At 62.5% G+C, this 17052-nt stretch carries 11 protein-coding genes; 3 read left to right on the top strand and 8 right to left on the bottom strand.

What is annotated here, in order from left to right; all coding sequences use genetic code 11:
- Positions 1 to 310 precede the first annotated feature (310 nt).
- From U1737_RS19490 to U1737_RS19480, 3 genes are all read right to left on the bottom strand, one after another.
- Positions 311 to 1948, bottom strand: coding sequence for an amidohydrolase (locus tag U1737_RS19490; RefSeq protein WP_332797947.1), 1638 nt, complete (start codon positions 1946 to 1948; stop codon positions 311 to 313).
- A gap of 53 nt (positions 1949 to 2001) precedes the next feature.
- Positions 2002 to 5130, bottom strand: a complete 3129-nt coding sequence (locus U1737_RS19485; RefSeq protein WP_332797946.1) for a TonB-dependent receptor plug domain-containing protein — start codon at positions 5128 to 5130, stop codon at positions 2002 to 2004.
- Between the two features lie 260 nt (positions 5131 to 5390).
- Positions 5391 to 5885 carry an Lrp/AsnC family transcriptional regulator gene (locus U1737_RS19480; RefSeq protein WP_332797945.1) on the bottom strand — a complete coding sequence of 165 codons (495 nt, stop codon included), beginning with the start codon at positions 5883 to 5885 and terminating at the stop codon, positions 5391 to 5393.
- Positions 5886 to 6005: 120 nt separating this feature from the next.
- On the opposite strand from U1737_RS19480, the gene U1737_RS19475 reads away from it, so the two are divergent.
- Positions 6006 to 8483, top strand: coding sequence for a zinc-dependent metalloprotease (locus tag U1737_RS19475; RefSeq protein WP_332797944.1), 2478 nt, complete (start codon positions 6006 to 6008; stop codon positions 8481 to 8483).
- Positions 8484 to 8588: 105 nt separating this feature from the next.
- Here the strand turns inward: U1737_RS19475 and U1737_RS19470 are convergent, their stop codons facing one another.
- The 5 genes from U1737_RS19470 to U1737_RS19450 form a co-directional block, all read right to left on the bottom strand.
- The gene (locus U1737_RS19470) at positions 8589 to 9194 is read right to left on the bottom strand and encodes a recombinase family protein (protein ID WP_332797943.1); all 606 of its coding nucleotides are present in this window, start codon (positions 9192 to 9194) and stop codon (positions 8589 to 8591) included.
- A 96-nt stretch (positions 9195 to 9290) separates the two neighbouring features.
- Positions 9291 to 9992, bottom strand: coding sequence for a fimbrial biogenesis chaperone (locus U1737_RS19465; protein WP_332797942.1), 702 nt, complete (start codon positions 9990 to 9992; stop codon positions 9291 to 9293).
- 20 nt (positions 9993 to 10012) lie between these two features.
- The gene (locus U1737_RS19460; RefSeq protein WP_332797941.1) at positions 10013 to 12598 is read right to left on the bottom strand and encodes a TcfC E-set like domain-containing protein; all 2586 of its coding nucleotides are present in this window, start codon (positions 12596 to 12598) and stop codon (positions 10013 to 10015) included.
- Between the two features lie 13 nt (positions 12599 to 12611).
- The gene (locus U1737_RS19455) at positions 12612 to 13067 is read right to left on the bottom strand and encodes a hypothetical protein (RefSeq protein WP_332797940.1); all 456 of its coding nucleotides are present in this window, start codon (positions 13065 to 13067) and stop codon (positions 12612 to 12614) included.
- A gap of 82 nt (positions 13068 to 13149) precedes the next feature.
- The gene (locus U1737_RS19450; protein WP_332797939.1) at positions 13150 to 13734 is read right to left on the bottom strand and encodes a hypothetical protein; all 585 of its coding nucleotides are present in this window, start codon (positions 13732 to 13734) and stop codon (positions 13150 to 13152) included.
- A gap of 816 nt (positions 13735 to 14550) precedes the next feature.
- Here U1737_RS19450 and U1737_RS19445 point away from each other — a divergent pair.
- Together U1737_RS19445 and U1737_RS19440 are read left to right on the top strand one after the other, a co-directional pair.
- Positions 14551 to 16350, top strand: a complete 1800-nt coding sequence (locus U1737_RS19445; protein ID WP_332797938.1) for a sensor domain-containing diguanylate cyclase — start codon at positions 14551 to 14553, stop codon at positions 16348 to 16350.
- Positions 16295 to 16849, top strand: coding sequence for a globin domain-containing protein (locus U1737_RS19440; RefSeq protein WP_332797937.1), 555 nt, complete (start codon positions 16295 to 16297; stop codon positions 16847 to 16849). Before U1737_RS19445 ends, U1737_RS19440 begins: the two co-directional genes overlap by 56 nt.
- Positions 16850 to 17052 lie beyond the last annotated feature (203 nt).

Here is a 17052-nt window from a genome sequence, read left to right as displayed (position 1 = left end):
CTCCTTCAGGATGCCGATGATCTGCTCTTCCGAAAACTGCTTCCGCTTCATCTGTCCGTCCCTTTCCGGGGTCGGACTCTAGCTCCAACTGGAGGAAAAAACGGGGGTCACGTCAGCTCGCGTCTGGCGGTATCGTCGGCCAGCCTGCTGCGCGCGTCATCGGCGTAGCGAAACGCGAGTTCGTCTTGGCGAGCATATGGGATGATGCGTGGCGACCAACATCGCGCGCAGGAATCCATGCTCGTTGGGATAGACGATGGTGACGGAGCAGCGTGCGCCGTCACCATTGCCTCGAGCCTAGCGACGATCGTCAGTCGGACGTAGGGGTCGGAGCCTCTACCGCCGGATACTTGATCCCGAGCTGGTCGAGATACGTCGGATACTTCGCCGGGTCGTAATAGAACTTCTTCATCGCCGGCCGCATCCGTTCCATGATCTCCTTGTTAAGGTGAATGGCAGGCGGGTCGTTGGCGGTGACGACGGGGTCGTATTTCTGGTCCTTGAACTGCACGGTCTGCTGGAACGCCTTGGCCTCGGTCACCAATTGCGGGGTCGTCATAATGTCGAGCACGGTCATCGAGACCGCCTTGGCGCCCGCTACCGCGCCCTTGTGCGCGATCGGCGTGGCCATCGCGATCGCCGACAGCACGTTGTGGCCGATCATGCTGGGGATGTTGGACGGGTAGCGCACGGTGATCGTCGGCACGGTCCACATGATATCGCCGATATCGTCCGATCCGCCACCCAGCGAGCGTTCCCGGTTGGCAGGGGTCGAAAGGTCGGAGATCGTGGTGGGCAGCGCCTTGACCGCTCGCTTGTTGGTTTGCTGGACCGCCTTGGCGAAGGCCTGGTCGTCGGTGCTCCAGTTCGGCATGCCGACTGCCTTGATATTGGCATAAGCGGCCTCGGCGAGCGGCTTGTTGCCGTAATTGGGCGCGGCATAGCCTAGCAGCTTGTGTTCGACGGTGGTGCCCGTAGCCTTGGCCGCAGCGTCGGCGATCTCGTTGCCGGTGGTGTAAAGGTCGCGGACGCTGGCGAAATCCAGGTCGCGGAAATAATACCAGACGCTGGCGACGTCGGGGACGATGTTGGGCTGCCCGCCGCCATTGGTGATGACGTAGTGCGATCGCTGCGTGACGGGCAGGTGCTCGCGGCGCATGTTCCAGGCGACGTCCATCACCTCGACACCGTCGAGTGCGCTGCGCCCCTCCCACGGCATGCCGGCCGCGTGTGCGGTCTTGCCGTGGAAGGTGTATTCGGCGGACACGAGCGCGTTGTTCCCGCTGTTGCCCCAGCCGGTGCTGAAATCGCTGCTGACATGCGCGAAGATCGACATGTCCACGCCCTTGAACAGGCCATCGCGGACATACCACGCCTTGGTCGCGAGCAGTTCCTCGGCGATGCCGGGCCATAGCATCATGCGGCCGGGTATCTTGTTCTTCACCATCACGTCCTTGGCGGCGATGGCGGCGGCGATCATCATCGGCATGCCCGAATTATGGCCTTCGCCGTGCCCCGGCGCGCCAGCTACCATCGGTTTCAGCGTCGGCGAACCGGGATATTGCGACAGGCCGAGCAGGCCGTCGACGTCGCTGCCCAGCGCCACCAGCGGTCCGCCGGTGCCCCAGGTCGCGGTCCACGCGGTGGGAATGTCGGCGACGCCCTTGGTGACGGTGAAGCCCTCCTTCTTCAGGATGCCGGTTAGATACTCCATCGTCTGGAATTCCTGGAACCCCGGTTCGGCGAAACTGAACAGGGAATCGACCATCTGCTGGATCAGCTTGGCGTGCGCCTCGACGTCGGTGACCGCCTGTTTCTTCAGCGCATCGCGATCGATGCTTGCAGCATTGGTGGTGACTTGGGCCGGCAAGGGTTCGGCAGCGGTAGCAGCGGTGCTGCACAAGCCGGCAGCGATCAACGCGGCGATCATTGGGCGGGTATGGGCCATGTCTTTATCTCCTGAACAATGCTGTCGTGAGGGGTGAGGGGCGGTCGCTCCCCTCAGATGCCGATGCGCACGCCCATCCGGAAAACGCGGCCGAGCACGTCGTAGAGCGCGCGATTTGTCTGCGGATAGGCGGGCGTGTTGTTGCCGGTCGGCCCGTTGGCGACGAGCACCGGATCGCTGTTGAGCAGGTTGCGGATCGACAGGAACACCTGCGCCTTCGCTCCGCCGGTCTCGAACGCGTAGCTGGCGTTCACGTCGTAGAAGAACTGCCCTTTGATGCTGTTCATGTTGACCGTGCGGTAATCGGCGGTCGAGAGCGGGCAGTCGGTGGTGCAGACGACGTAATTGTTGTTGTACACGCCGCCGCTGACACCGCGGGCGATGCCCTGGATGCTGAACCCGGGATCGAGATCGTATCCGGCGCTGAACCTATAGGTCCAGTCGGGCAGGCCACCGGTGTTCTGCCCGGCCAAGTCGGTGGTTGCGGTGACGCCGTTGTCGCTGGTCAGCTCGAAGGCATAGCTGGCGAGCGCACGCAGCGTCATGGTGCCGGGGCCAACCTGCCGGCGATAGCTGGACTCGATATCGATGCCGCGCGTCTTAACGCTGACGAAGTTGGTCGGCTTCACCTCGATGCTGGTCACCGGCAGGCCGAGGGTCGTGACCCCGCGCCCGCCAGTGGTCGAGATGAACGAGCACGCGTCGGCGATCGCCTGCTGATAGCATTGGTCGACGATCGTCTGCGCGAGCAGCGAGTCGATCGCGCCGTCCAGTTTGATGTCGTAATAATCCACCGAGGCAGCAAAGCCGGGCAGGAAAGTCGGCGTCAGGACCACGCCGGCGCCATAGGTCTTGGCGATTTCGGGGCGCAGGTCGGGATTGCCGACGGTCGATTCGTTGAACTGGTTGGCGGCGACGCTGCCGTTCACCTGCGGGACGTTGACGGTGTTGGTGCGACCGGTACCGGGCGCGAACAGCTCGCTCAGGTTGGGCGCGCGGATGTCACGCGAGATCGTGCCGCGCAGCTTGATGTCCGGAATGACCTGCCATGTCAGGCCAGCCTTCCACGTCTCCACGGTGCCGGACGTCGAATAGTCGGTGAAGCGGAACGCGCCGTTGAAATCCATGCCTTTGAAGATCGGCACGACCGACTCGATATAGGCTTCCTTGACGGTGTACCGGCCTTTGGTCGGCAGATAATTGCCATAGATCCAGGTGCCGGTGGTGACGCCGTTGGCGACGATCGGCTGGTATAGCTGATCGACCGATCCGGTGACCGATTCCTTGCGGGATTCGGCACCGAACGCGACCGAGATCGGTCCCGCCCAGAGGTCGATCAGGCTGTTGGTCGAGAAGTTGATCGCTGCGACCTCCTGCTTCAACTCCTGCTTCCGGAGCGGCTGGCGACCGTTGTAGAGGACATAGGCGATCGCCTCGGGCGAGGCGCCGTTGGTGCCCAGACGGTTGAGCGGCGCGCAGGATGGGTCGTTATTGGCCGTGTTCGCATCGACGTTGATCCGGCACACGACCGTACCCGGCGCATAGCCGCCGCTGTTGCCTGCCGCAGCAACGACCGCATCGGTCGCGGCCGCCATCCGTCCGACATTCCAGGCGTTGGTTAGGAGTTCGTTCGTCTTGGTCTTGCCGAGCTGATAATAGCCGCCCCATTTCCAGTCGCTCGCGCCGATCGAGAAGGCTCCGTCGGCGCCTGCGACATAGCGGAACACCTGGCGCTCGTTGTCGCTGCCCTGCGGTGGCAGGAAGATGTTGCTGGTGCCGATCTGGATCGAGGTCAGGTTGTTGGCCACCATCGCCGCGCGCGTCGCGTCGGGCAGATAGGCGTTGTCGCGCTGGATCGTCACGCCGGTCGTCGGCGTCTGCTGATAATAGCTCTGGCCGCGATAATTGCTGTACGAGAACTGCCCGTACAGCTCGACCAGAGGCGAGACCTCGTAGCTCAGCCGGCTGAAGACGCTGCTGCGCTTTTCCTCGGGCTGCAAGGTCGCGCTGCCGCGATGGCCGGCGGTGGTGATGTCGGTGTCGCCGCCGACCATCCACTGGCCGCTGGTAGGGCCGAACGTCAGTTGGTTCACGCTTGCCTTGCCGGTCGCCGGATCGACCGAGCCGAAATAGGTGCCGCGCAAGGGGCCGGTGCTGACGAGGCCGCCCGGCGTGAACTGGCCCGTGCCGATGCCCGACGCGATCAGGAATTCGTTGACGCAGGGGGTGCCCAGCGCCGCCGCATCGGTGCAGCGTGCTGCGGAATAGGCGGGATTGTTGGCGAGGAAATACCCGCTGTCGTTCCAGTCGCGATCGACCGACTGGATGCCCTTCTGAGAGAAATGCTCGCCCGACACGATCAGGTGGCCGCGCCCGTCCGCGAATTCCTTGCCGCCGGTCGCCGTCACCTTGTGGTTCGGCGCGTCGCCATAGGTGGTGACGCCGTGCTCATACTCCATCTTGAAGCCGGTATAGTCGCGGTCGAGGATGAAGTTGATCACGCCCGAAACCGCATCCGAGCCGTAGGCGGACGAAGCGCCACCGGTGACGACCTCGACACGCTCGATCAGTGCCTGCGGAAAGGTGTTTACGTCGACCTGGCCGGTGGTGGTCGAGGCGACCGAGCGCTGGCCGTCGAACAGCACCAGAGTACGCGCCGCGCCGAGGTTGCGCAGGTTGACCGAGTTGATGCCGGCCGCGCCGTTGCTGAGCGAACCGTTGCTGCTGGCCGACGTGCCGCTGCCACGGACCGCGGGCAGCGTATTGACGAAATCGGAGATGTTGGCGGGCGCCTCCGCCTTCAATTCCTTGGCGGTGACGACGCTGACGGGGGTAGGCGCGCTGTAACCGTTGCGCTCGATCCGCGACCCGGTGACGACGATCGTGTCGCCTTCGCCCATATTGTCGCCGGTGACGGGATCGACGGTCAGCTCGGGCTTGCCGCCGGGGACGTTCGTGGTCTCCTGATCCGCGGGCGCGGATTTGGCGGAGCCGCGTTCGGTCTGGAATGCGATGTCCTGCGATCCAGAAACGCTCTGGGCCGACGCGGCATGATTGGCGAAGCAAAGCGCCAACGCTCCCACGCCGACCAGGCTACGGCTCTTCGAGCGATGCGTCGTCCGGGTAGTCGGCTGCGCGAGCGTGACGGAAGCGCCGCGGCTGGCGCCGTATAGAACAGTCATGGATAGCCCCCTTCAGATAATCGGGTGCCGTCCAGATATCCCCCCGGATTATGGTTTCGTTGGTTCCTGCCTGTTGGTATCGATGGCCGGGTGTCCCGGTCCTGTTCCGATCCGGAGACTATCAGATGCGCCCTGCCGCTTCCTCGCAATCTGAAGATGAAATCTATGTTACTTGTGCGGAATGCATGAGGATAACGAAAATCTTTGATGGTTTAATGCGTGTGTTATATTATTAAGTTGCGTTTTCCATACGCCTTGCGTCATCGTTGATCGTCTACGACCGCCGGGGCGACCGACCGCTGGACGACCTCGCGCATCAGGAAGCTGCTGCGGATGCGGGCCACGTGGGGCAGCATCGACAATTCCCGGCGATAGACGCGGTCATAGTCTTCGAAAGACCGCACATGAACGATCATGATGAAATCCACTTCGCCCGACACGAAGCTGCAGAACGACATCGAAGGACAGCGGATCACCGCGGACTCGAACTCGTTAAGCACCTGCTCGGCCTGTGAACTGAGCTCGATCGAGACCATGGCCGTGATGCTGAACCCCAGCTTCGCCATGTTCAGCTTGGCGGTATAGCCGCCGACGACGCCGTTCTCTTCCAGGATCTTCCGGCGTCGGGCGGTCGCGGTACTCGAGAGGTGGATACGTTCACCCAGCGTCACGTCCGATGCCCGGCCATCGCGGATGAGTTCGCGCAGGATGCGATAATCCGTGGTATCGACAAGATTGTTTTCGTTTTCGCGCATCGTTCACCCCGTTAATTGCCCGATTGCATCACCCATAGGTAGAAACGTGCGCAATATCGCCGGATACCGCAACATCGATCATGCTAGTTTTGCTGCACGGCAGCAAAATGGGGGAAAACGATGCGCGGGATCAAACGATGTGCGACGATCGGGTTGGCGGCGTTGGCGATCGCGGGCGTGCCCGTTGCCGCGCAACAAATCGCACCGGTCGCAACGGCGATCGCGTCGGGTACTGCGCTGCTGCCGGTGAAGGCGATTCCAGCAGACGGGCGTATCCTCGTCACGCTGCCCGCCGCCGACGCGGATGGTGCATCGGGACGCTTCATCTATGTCACCTCGCTGCGGACCGGCATCGGATCGGCCAATCTGCGGCTTGATCGCGGGATGCTCGGGCCCGAGCACATTCTCACGTTCCGGCGGATCGGCAAGAAGGTCGCGGTGACGTTCGAGAATCACCAGTTCCGCGCGACCGGCGATGCGGGCGTCGCGGCGGGCGGGCGCACCAGCTTCCCGACCAGTGTGATGGCGATGCTCGACATCGTCTCGACCGACCCCGGCGGCGGCGTGACGGTGGACATCGCGCCGTTCCTGACGCGCGACACGCTGGGAATCGCGGATTCGCTCAACGCCAGCTGGACGATGGCTGGCGCGGGCGGCGGGTCGGCGGCGGGCAAGGGGTTCCGCCTGATCGATGCGCTCAGCGTCGCCGACGCCGCGTCGGTCAAGGTCTTCCCCGACAATATCGAAGTCGACGCGCTCCAGACCTATCAGACCGACACGCCGGGCCGCGAGGTGGAGCGGATCGCCCCCGAACCACGCCAGATCGGCTTCACAGTCCATCACAGCTTCGTCCGCTTGCCCGCACCCGGCTTTGTCTCACGCAAGTTCGACATCCGCTCGGCCGCGGGCGGCAACCAATATTACGACTATGGCACGCCGCTCGGCGAGGATGTGGTCCAGCAGTTCGCGAACCGTTTCCGGCTCGAAAAGGTCGATCCGACCGCCGCCCGCTCGCGCGTAAAGAAACCGATCATCTTCTACATCGACCGCGCCGCCCCCGAACCGATCCGCACTGCGCTGCTGGAAGGCGTCAACTATTGGGCGACGGCGTTCGACAAGGCCGGTCTGATCGACGCCTTCCGCGCGGAGATGCTGCCGGTGGGCGCCGACCCGCTCGACGTGCGCTACAGCATGGTCAACTGGTCGAACCGGCTGACGCGGGGCTGGTCCTATGGCGGCGGCATCGTCGACCCGCGGACCGGCGAGATCATCAAGGGCACTGTCGTGATCGGCGCGCTCCGCGTGCGCCAGGACATGGCGATCTTCGAGGGGCTCGTCGGGACGGCCCAGAACAACAGCGGCAGCGGCAACGACCCGGTCAGGGCGTCGCTCGACCGGATTCGCCAACTCGGCGCGCACGAGGTTGGCCATGCGATCGGCTTCATGCACAATTTCGCGGGCAGCACGCAGGGGCGCACCACGGTGATGGATTACCCCGGACCGCGTATCAAGTTGACCGAAGGCCGGATCGACCTGTCGGAGGCCTATGCTCCGGGTGGCGGGGTGTGGGACGATTACACCGTCGACTGGCTCTATGCCGATCCGGCCCCCGGCACCGATCCCGATGCGGCGGCACGGGCCAAGGCGCTCGCGATCCAGGCAAAGGGCGTTCGCTTCATCACCGACATCGACGGCCGCGCATCCGATACGCCTAGCCCGTGGGGCAGCATGTGGGACGACGGCCCCGATCCGGTCGCGGGGCTGAACCACATGATGGCGGTACGCCGTATCGCGATCGGGCAATTCGGACCTGGTGTGCTGCGCAACGGCGAGGCTCTGTCGGATCTGCGGCGCAAGTTCGTGCCGGTGTGGCTGCTGCATCGCTACGACATCGATGCGGTGGGCAAACTGGTCGGGGGGATTGACTATGCGTATGCAGTGGCCGGCGACAATCATCCGGTCGCCGTTCCCGTCGCTGCCGCTACCCAGGATGCGGGGATCGCCGCGATGCTGGCGACCCTGTCGACGGACGCGCTGACCGTTCCCGCCGCGTTGGTGATGCCCTTGTCGTCGCCGATGAACGGGCGCGGCGACGCGCAGTTCGATCAGGAGGTGTTTCGTAATGCCGGGGCCGCCGCGTTCGACCCGCTGGTCGCGGCGGACGTGGCGGCACAGGTGACGCTGGATTCACTGCTGGCGCCGGCGCGGCTTGCCCGCGTGTACGAACAGCATCGCCGCGAGCCGGGGCTGCCGGGGGTCGATACGCTGCTCGACCGGTTGATCGCCGCGACCGTCGATACGCGCCGCGATGCAGTGGGGCGGCGCGTCGCCTATCGTACGATCATGACCATGGCGAACACCGCGCGCGACGCCGCGACCTCGCCGGACGTCGCGGCGCTGCTCGGCGACCGGTTGCGCGGGATCGCCGCGAAGCTGAGCAAGGCGGGCAGCGGCGAGGACGGGGCATGGAGCCGGCATGCCGCCATGCTGCTGACCGACGAGGACAAGCTGACGCGCGAACTCGACAAGCGCCAGATGGTGCCAACGATTCCGCCGGGCATGCCGATTGGTGGCGATACCGGTTGGTTCGATGATTGAGCGATTCGATCATGTGGAACTGACATGAACGAACGTCGGAAGTTGCGAGCTGATCGGAACGCCCTGAACGGCCGCTTCTGGGTCAGAACGGTATAACGGGCGCCGTCAAGCCAAATACACCGGCTCGTAATCAGAGTCGGGTACGGACACGCGATTACCGCAAGTTCCGCGCTCCTTCTGGCCGGCACAGCGGTAATGGTTCTTCCCGCTGATCGCATAGTTTGCTCCGCAACAACTGCAGCAGATAAGTCCGGACAGCAGATGCTTTACCCGCTTGCTGCCGACCGACGATGATGCCGTTACCGGGTGCTTACGGCGTTCGATCTCACTGCGCGCGGCCTCGAACAAAGCATCGTCGATGATCCGCAGGTCAGGGACCGCAACCTCTACCCATTCGGACTGGTCATGGAGCCGATAGCGGCGTTCCCGCTTCTCGCTGTCGGGGTTCCTGCGCCACTCCCGACGCTCCCGTACTAGGCTTCCCGCATAAAGCGGGTTGTTGAGGACGACCACATCCTTGACGGGATCGCCGCGTACGGCGGATTGGTTCCAAAGCCCACCGCGCGGAGACGGTACGCCGTCCTCGTCCAGTCGCTTGACGGTGTTCCTGGTTGACCGATCTGAGGCGAACTCGGTAAATATGCGGCGGACGACTTCCGCCTCATCCGGACCGATCTCCAGCGAACCCCTTACCGGTTTGGCCTCGTTCACCGATCCTGTTGACCTTGCGGTAGCCGTAGGCCTCAGGCGGTTGAAGCGCAGGAAGCGACGAGGGTGCGAAGAATTGAGTTCCGGACGTACCCTGGCTTAGAAGTGTTTGGTCTCCACCGTGGTGGTGGTCTTGATCTTGTATTCGATCCCGCGCTCCGGATCGATCGGTTGCGTCCAGGCAGCGCCGGCATATAGCCGCTTGGGCAACAGCGTACGGCAGTCCTTGCCTGCCGCATCGCATTGCCGGCCTTCGTACATTTCGACATTGGTGCTGCCGGTGTTCGTGAATGCAACGGTCGTACCGTTGCGCTGGGCAACCACCACGCCGGACGGCGCGGACGGGCGGACGATGACGAGCATGTCGTACCCGACGAGCACCTTGAGCGCGGATCCCGGCGCCGAAAGCTCGCCGATGACCGGCTTCACCGTCACGCGGTAGATCCGGTCGCGTGCGCCCCGCGGTGCGACGGCGGCGATCCGCAGCAACTTGCGCTCGCCTGGCTCCAGGATCATCTTTTGCGGGGTAACCAGCAGGCCGATCACGGTCGGATCGGGGCTGGTCTGGCGCCGTTCGCCGGGCTGGCCGGGATCGACGATTTCCGATGGTTCGGCGACGACGTAGATGCGATCCTTGCCAGCGTTCGACGCCTCGACGTCAAGGCGCGGCACGGCGTTCGGCAGCATGTCAACGACGACTTGGCTCAGCACCAGATCGGCATGGGCCTCCATCGTCCCCATCGTCATGAATGCGACTGCAGTTACCATCGCCGCGACCGTTCGCTTACACATACCCGTCATGAGATAGTCCTTTCGTCTGGTCATGGCGTCTCATCCGCCATCTGTGTGCCTGGCAGTGAACCGCGGCACCGCAGCGTCCCAAGCGCGGCATAGCCTTCGGTGGTGCTCATAACCGTTCCCGTTTTCGTTCCCGTTGGCGTAACCGTCACCGGCAGCCGGCATCGACGCCCATCGATGCTCTGGATCTTCAGTACCGCGTTGCGCTTGGCTTCGATCTGGAAATAACCGTTATCGTCGGTGTTGCCGATCGCATCGTCAGTGGAAACCGCGGCATTGGAGACCGGCGTGCCATCCGCCCAGACGATCCGTCCGAACATCGCCACTACGCGCTGCGCCGACCAGCGCACGCGCGCGACCGTGCCGGGATAGACGCTTACCTGACGTGCGAGGCCGGTGACGCGCATCAGGGCCTCGCCGAGCGGGCGGACGCGCACCGCATAGTGCCGATAGGCGGCGACCGGCACCGACAGTGTCGTACCCGCACGCACGACACCGCGCGGTGTATCGTCAACCAGAACCTCGAAAGACGTGCTCTGGCGTTGGTCTTCTGAGTCCGCATCCACCGAAACCAGGATGGCGCTGTCGCTGCGGTCGATCCCCTGGAATACCAGGCTACCGTCGGTCACGGCCGCGGTGGTCTGGAAACTCAGGCCATATTGCGTCGCGCCGTTGCTGCCAGCGATCGGCTGCGCAACATCGGCATAGAGAGTGGCGGCTCTGGTGCGCAGATCGGCGTGACTGCGCGCCAGCGTACCGGTGACCTCGCGCTCCAGTCCGCCCGACAACGCCAGATCACCGCCCAGCACGCCCGCCTTCTGCCACGACCCGCCGATGCCGCCCACGACCGCCGTTCCGGTGCTGCCGTCGCGGGTGGCCGACGTCGACCGTCCGCCCAAGCTGGCGGTGATCGAAGACGTGCCTCGCAACCGCTGGAATGTCAGTGCGACAAGGGCCGACGTGCCACGGTTGGACAGCGTCGCGTCGGCGCGCAGCGTGACCTGCATTCCCGCGCGTTCGACCAACCGAACGCTAACGGTAGGCCCAACCCCGTAGCTGGGGGAGGACCGTGCGTCCTCGCGGTAGAAACCGCTGACGCCGATCTGGCCTTGACGCAATGTGCAGCCGAACGTGGCGTTCGCCTGGGTGAAGGCGCCAGCCGACAGTTGCGCCGCCCGGTCGAGGGTGAAGACGTCGTAAGTGCGTCGTTCGCTGATCGGGATGAGCGGGCGATCGCCCGGGCTCCACACCCGACGCAGGTCGAGCGCGTAGTTCAGGCGCGCCGTCCCGGCCGAATAGGTCTGGAAGAGCACGCCCAACTGCCCCCGGACCGACGCGAGTGCCGCCGCGCGCACCTGTGCTGCGGTGCTCAACCAATAGCCCCCCAATTCGAGCAACGCGGTGCGGCCGGTTCCCATCAGCGTGGCGTCAAGCGCAAGATGCGGAGACCGCCGCCACGCGATGCCGGCTTCGTAGAACGACGTGCGCGACACCGCGATCAGGGCGCCGCGTCGGTCGTTCGCAAGGAGTCCGGCATAGCCGAAGACGATCGGTTCGCCGGCCGCGGCGATCGCCGCGTTCTTGGTGAAGAACCGCCGCTCGTCGCGCGTTCCGCCCCCCGCCTCCTGCACGTGCAGCACGATTTCATAGGCCCCGTCGGGCAGCCCCGACGTGTCGAGTGCCTGGTTGCCGGCGTCGTAAATGCGCGAGGTCAGCAGCAGCCCGTCACGCACGATGTCGACGCGCGAGCGCAGCGGCAAGGCAACCACCAGCGGGCTGCCCGCGATCGACGTGCGGTCGAGCCGTGTATCGATCTGGCTCTGCACACCGACTCCGACCATTTTGCGACGACCCGTCAGGTCAATGCCCGGCGCCCACATCGCCCCCGCCGCATAGCGCACGCCCGGCGTGTCGACTTCAGCGACCAGCGTGTCGGCGACGAGCCCGTAGCGCGACGCATAGGACAGTTCGCTGCGCAGTCGTGCGTTGCGATAACCCAAAATCGCGCGGTTCTGGATGCCGTAGTCGACATCGCCCCCGCTGCCCGCGATCGTCCCGCCCAGTTGGTCGACCAGCGACAGTCCGGCGTCCGGTACCGGCAGATACGCGCGGGGCGTGGCAACACGGACGACGCGGTACTGCGCGTCGATGAACAAATCGACTCGAAACCGCGCCTCGTCGAAGATCACCCCCGCAACAGCAGGCTTCAGCATCCCGCAACTGGGCGCGTCGGCGTCGGGCCGGCAGATAGACGCGGCATGCGTGTCGAGATCGGGCGCCGCTAGCGCCGCCCGGACGGCTGCGACGCCAACCAGGTCGGGAATACGCGCAACGACGTCATCGATATCGAGGAACGTGATTTTCCGGGATAGATAGCGTACGCGCGTCTGCCCGATCGAAATGTCGCCGATATACACATCGACGACCGCTTCCTGCGGAACCATCAGCATGTCGAACCCGGCCGGAGAGCCGGCGCTGATCTGTGCCGTGTCGGCAGGCGTCCCGGCAGATGCCGTGGCAGCGGAGCACAGGGCGAGCGTGCCGAGCGTGCCGCCCCAGACGCCACGGCAGGCGTTGCCAACACGGACGGATGTGTCACGGGCGTGCATCGTCGATCGATCACTATTCGGGCGCGATGAGGAGTGTTAGCGTGCCCGAATAGGCCCCCGCCGTCGCCGTACTGAGTTCGGCCGCGCGCAGCACGATGATGAGGCTCGCCGAATTGCTCAATAGACAGCCAAGATTGAGGCCTAACGCCGTGGTCGTCAGTCCGGTCAGCGTCCGGCCGGGGACCAACGCGGTTCCGTTCTGCTGCCCGGCCGACGCGCTCCACTGGACGTCGTACACCATCGGCGCGCCGGCGCCCGCCAGAGTGAAGAGGCCGCCGCTGCCGCTGCCGGTCGCCCGGATGGTGTAGCGGCCGCTTCCGGTGCTTGAGATGCAGACGTTGCGGCTTTGCTTTACATCGATGGCGGTGCTGCTCAGCAACCCGAAACTATAGTCGCCGAGCTGGTCGATCCGGACCTGCTGCGCCTCCGCTCGCTCGCCACCGAGCAAGCCAAGGATCAGCGCTATCATGGCGGTACGGGCAGTGTGAAGTGGGCGGGTGGCGCGGGGTGGGCGCAGGGTCATCATGGCTCTGCGAGCTGGGAAACGGCGATCAGCTAGGATTGACGAGCAGCGTCAGCGTTCCCGTATAGTTCGTCGACGACACCATCGTCTCGAGCTGCGATGCTGCGACCGTCACGATCAGGCTGGAACTCGATGACGGTGCCGCGATGCAGGTCGGCAGCAGGGCCGTCGAGACGAAGCCTGCCGATGCCGCGGAGGGGATCAGTGCGGTGCCCGACGTCTGGCCCGACGTCTGCGCCCATTGTACGCCGTACGTAATCGGCGCGAGTTGACCCGAGGACAGCGTGAATGCCCCACCGGTACCGCTCCCTGTCGCGGTAATCGTGTAGCCTTTGGTCGCGGTGTTGCTCCAGACGCAGTTGTTCTGCGCGCGCGACACCTGGCTGCCCAGTTCGACATCGGTGAATGCGATATCCGTCAGGCCGCTGATCTGCACGCGGCTCGGGATCGACACCGTGATCTGCACGCTGCCTTGCGACGTCGCGCCGAGCGTGCCCTGTGTGGAGGCGTAGGAAGGTGCAGACGTCAGCGTCACCGCAGCCATCAACAGCGCAGCGGACGCCACCTTGGCAGAAAACACATTCAGATTGGTTCTGTTCAACTTATGGAACATCGTCATTTCCTAATGAAACGAAATGGGTATGCTGCACCTCAGAAACTCGCAGCTCTGCTTGACGGCGCCCGTTTGGTAGTGCGCAACCAACCTGATGCCACTTTTCTCATTCATAAGTTAACGATATATCTATAAGTCATTGTGGCTGAATCTTGAATGTAAATTATCGAAACCGAATCAGTTTAAATTATAAACGACATCTGTTTTATCGATAACATAAATGCAAAGGTCCATGCGGGTTCTATTTAATAAAATAATTGCTGCTTAAAGTTGTACTAGGATATGTCCTGGCGAATCTTAATCACTACAAGCAATGTGCTTGTATAGTCTGGTGGTTGCCGTTCTGATCGATCACGGGGGCAATGCGTTGAAGGATCTCTCTCGACCGGATCAGACGCCCGTCGCGGTCCTGAACATCGGCGCCGTGCACCACGCGCTTAAGCATATTGCCAAGCGGATAAGTCAGGATGTGGCGTTGATGCTCCGTACTCACTGTTTGCCTGTCAATGCTGCCATCGGAATTGTCTGGACTGCGGCTACAATGGCCGAGATCGCATCGCCGTGTCGGCCGCACCGACGTTTGAGAGGGGGGTGGCACACCCGCGCTGCTAGGCAGTTCCGCCCATATTTATACGCTCGGGTTGGTAAACCGCGCTCTCGAAAAATGGCCATTCGTTAAGTCGTATATTTTCATCTCTCAATCCCCCCGGGGGAGGCAGCTCAGGAAAGCGACCGGCCAGGCTGTTGAATTCAAATAAAGATAATTTTCGAACGATGATGATCCCACCGTTAATGATTCTCGGTTAGTCGATCTGAATGCGCCGAACGTTTGCACGGTTGGGAGATTCGCCGCTCGGTCCGGCGGTTCTCGGCATTGCGTATTTCGCCTTCGCATTGCTGTCGTTAGTCATGACGCGCGGGGCCCATGGTATCGCCGCGATCTGGCCACCAAGTGGCATTCTTCTCGCGACCCTACTCGTCGTACCCCGGCACGCGGTCTGGCGGTTCGCAATGGCGGCGATCATCGCAAGTTTTGCAGCCAACCTGCTCGCCGGATCGGGTTTCCGCATCTCCATCGGATTTACCGCGGCCAACGGGCTTGAGGCAATGGTCGCCACCCTCCTGCTTCGGCGACGATCGGGGGCGCGGGTCTCTTTCATTAATCCATCGGGCCTATCCGCGTTCTTCGTCGCATCGTTGATCGCCGCCCTGTTGAGTGCTTTAGTGGCGACCTGTATTTCGCCCAGGATGGGTGGCGAATTCATTCTCTCATGGTTTAGCACGGTGTGGTTGGGCATGTTGCTCGTGACGCCGTTGCTGCTCGCAGTATTTGAGATTTCGCTCTCCACGCGGCGGCGGGTGTCCGGGCGCGATGCGATTAATTTGACCGGCATACTCCTGCTGACGGGCCTCGCCACCAGTTCTACGTTCTACCAGACCCAATACCCAATGCTGTTCGTTCCGATGATGGTAATCGTGATCGCGGTCCTGCGCGGTGGTATGCTCGGCGGCATCATCAGCATGATGGTCGTCGTCATCCTCGGATCGCTCGCGCTTTGGTGGGGTTCAGGCCCAATATTCCTCATCCGTGCATCGTATGATTCACGCATTTTATTCTTTCAATTCTATCTATTGTCGTTGTTCGTTTCTTCGCTACCGATGGCGACACTACTTGCGGCTCGTGATCGCTTAAGAGTTAATCTTTCCGAGCGCATCCGTCTTCTCGATCAAGCGGAGGCTGCAGCGCATATTGGGCATTGGCGTGTCAATTCTATCGACCAGACGATCTTCTGGTCGCCGGAGGTTTTCCGCATGCACGGCATCCCGGAGGGGCAACCACCGGCCTTGGAGCAGGCTATCGATCTGTATCATGAAGGTGACCGGCGTCGCGTATCAGAGGTCATTGCCCATGCACTTGCGGACGGCCGGCCCTTTGCGTTCGAAGCTCGGATCGTTCGCCCGGACGGTTCCGTTCGTTATGTCGCGACCCAGGGCGAGCGTGATTATTCATCGACAGATGATGCTATCGGGCTTTTCGGTCTGATCCGTGACGTTACCGAGCAAATCGAGGCGCAACAGGTTCTGCAAGAGTCCCGTGACGCCTCCAACCGTAGTGCAGCGGCGGCAATGTTGCTGGCCTCGACAGATGTCCTGACCGGCCTCGCAAACCGTCGACGGATCATCGAATATCTTGATGTCACTTTGACTGACGGCGAGACCGCAAAAACCGCGCTCTCGGTCATACTCTTCGACATCGACCATTTCAAAGCCGTGAATGATCGGTACGGCCACGATATCGGCGACAATGTTATCAAGCGTGTCGCATTGTCGGCAAATGAGTGTTTGCGAAGCACAGACCTGATCGGGCGCTATGGTGGCGAAGAATTTGTTATCATCTTGCCTAGGGCCGACCGGGAGGTGACGTTGCAGATTGCCGAACGCGTGCGGGCTAGGATCGAAGCATCCGGGGATGACCGACAGCCAAGGGTAACCGTCAGCTTGGGCATCGCATCCACCCGGGACGGCGACACGTCCGACGTTATCCTCAAGCGGGCGGATATTGCCCTCTACGAAGCAAAACGCGCTGGTCGAAACCGATTGCGCTTGGCTTCATGATGCCGAACCGTCAGCATATATCGCGTCAGCCGGAATAACCGGCGATACCAAAAAAACCTATCCGTCGGGTGAGGGCGAAATGTCTTTAACGGTAGATCAGATCCGGCTTGTGACGGAGAGCTACGAGCTGATCAGACTCTCACCCCGCCCCTATTCGGAGATATTTTACTATCGATTGCTCTTGGATTACCCATTTGCACGGGCGCTATTCCCCGATGATATGGCTAATCAAGTCGCCGTTTTCTCCAATACAATAGATGCTCTCGTTTTCAACATTGCAGATATCGCAAAGCTCGGCCCTTTTCTTTCTGATTTGGGCAGGAAGCATGGTAAATACGGCGTCAAGACCTACCAATATGAAGCGGTCGGGAACGTTTTGATCAATACATTCGCAGCTATTTTAGGGGAACGTTTTACTCCGGCAACTCGTCAGGCTTGGGAGGCAGTTTACGGTGAAACTGCGGGCATCATGATCTCCGCGTCGTATTCCCAGATTTAGCATATGGCGGCGGCCGGATGTTAGAGACAGGGATATTTTGAAACGTGCGAGCCATACATTCTGAGCTTCGACAGATCACAATAATGGCTGTGGGCTGGGTTTTCCTCTTCCGCACGTATTTCAATGCTCCCCCGGCCGTTGCGGTCCTGTTCCCGCGTGCGGGGTCCGCAGAGATACTTCAGGCGTCCATAATATGGTTCGCC

Source organism: Sphingomonas fucosidasi, assembly GCF_036663855.1.
Classification (GTDB): domain Bacteria; phylum Pseudomonadota; class Alphaproteobacteria; order Sphingomonadales; family Sphingomonadaceae; genus Sphingomonas; species Sphingomonas faeni_B.
The sequence above is the reverse complement of the archived record's forward strand: the minus strand, read 5'-3'. Positions and strand labels throughout refer to the sequence as shown.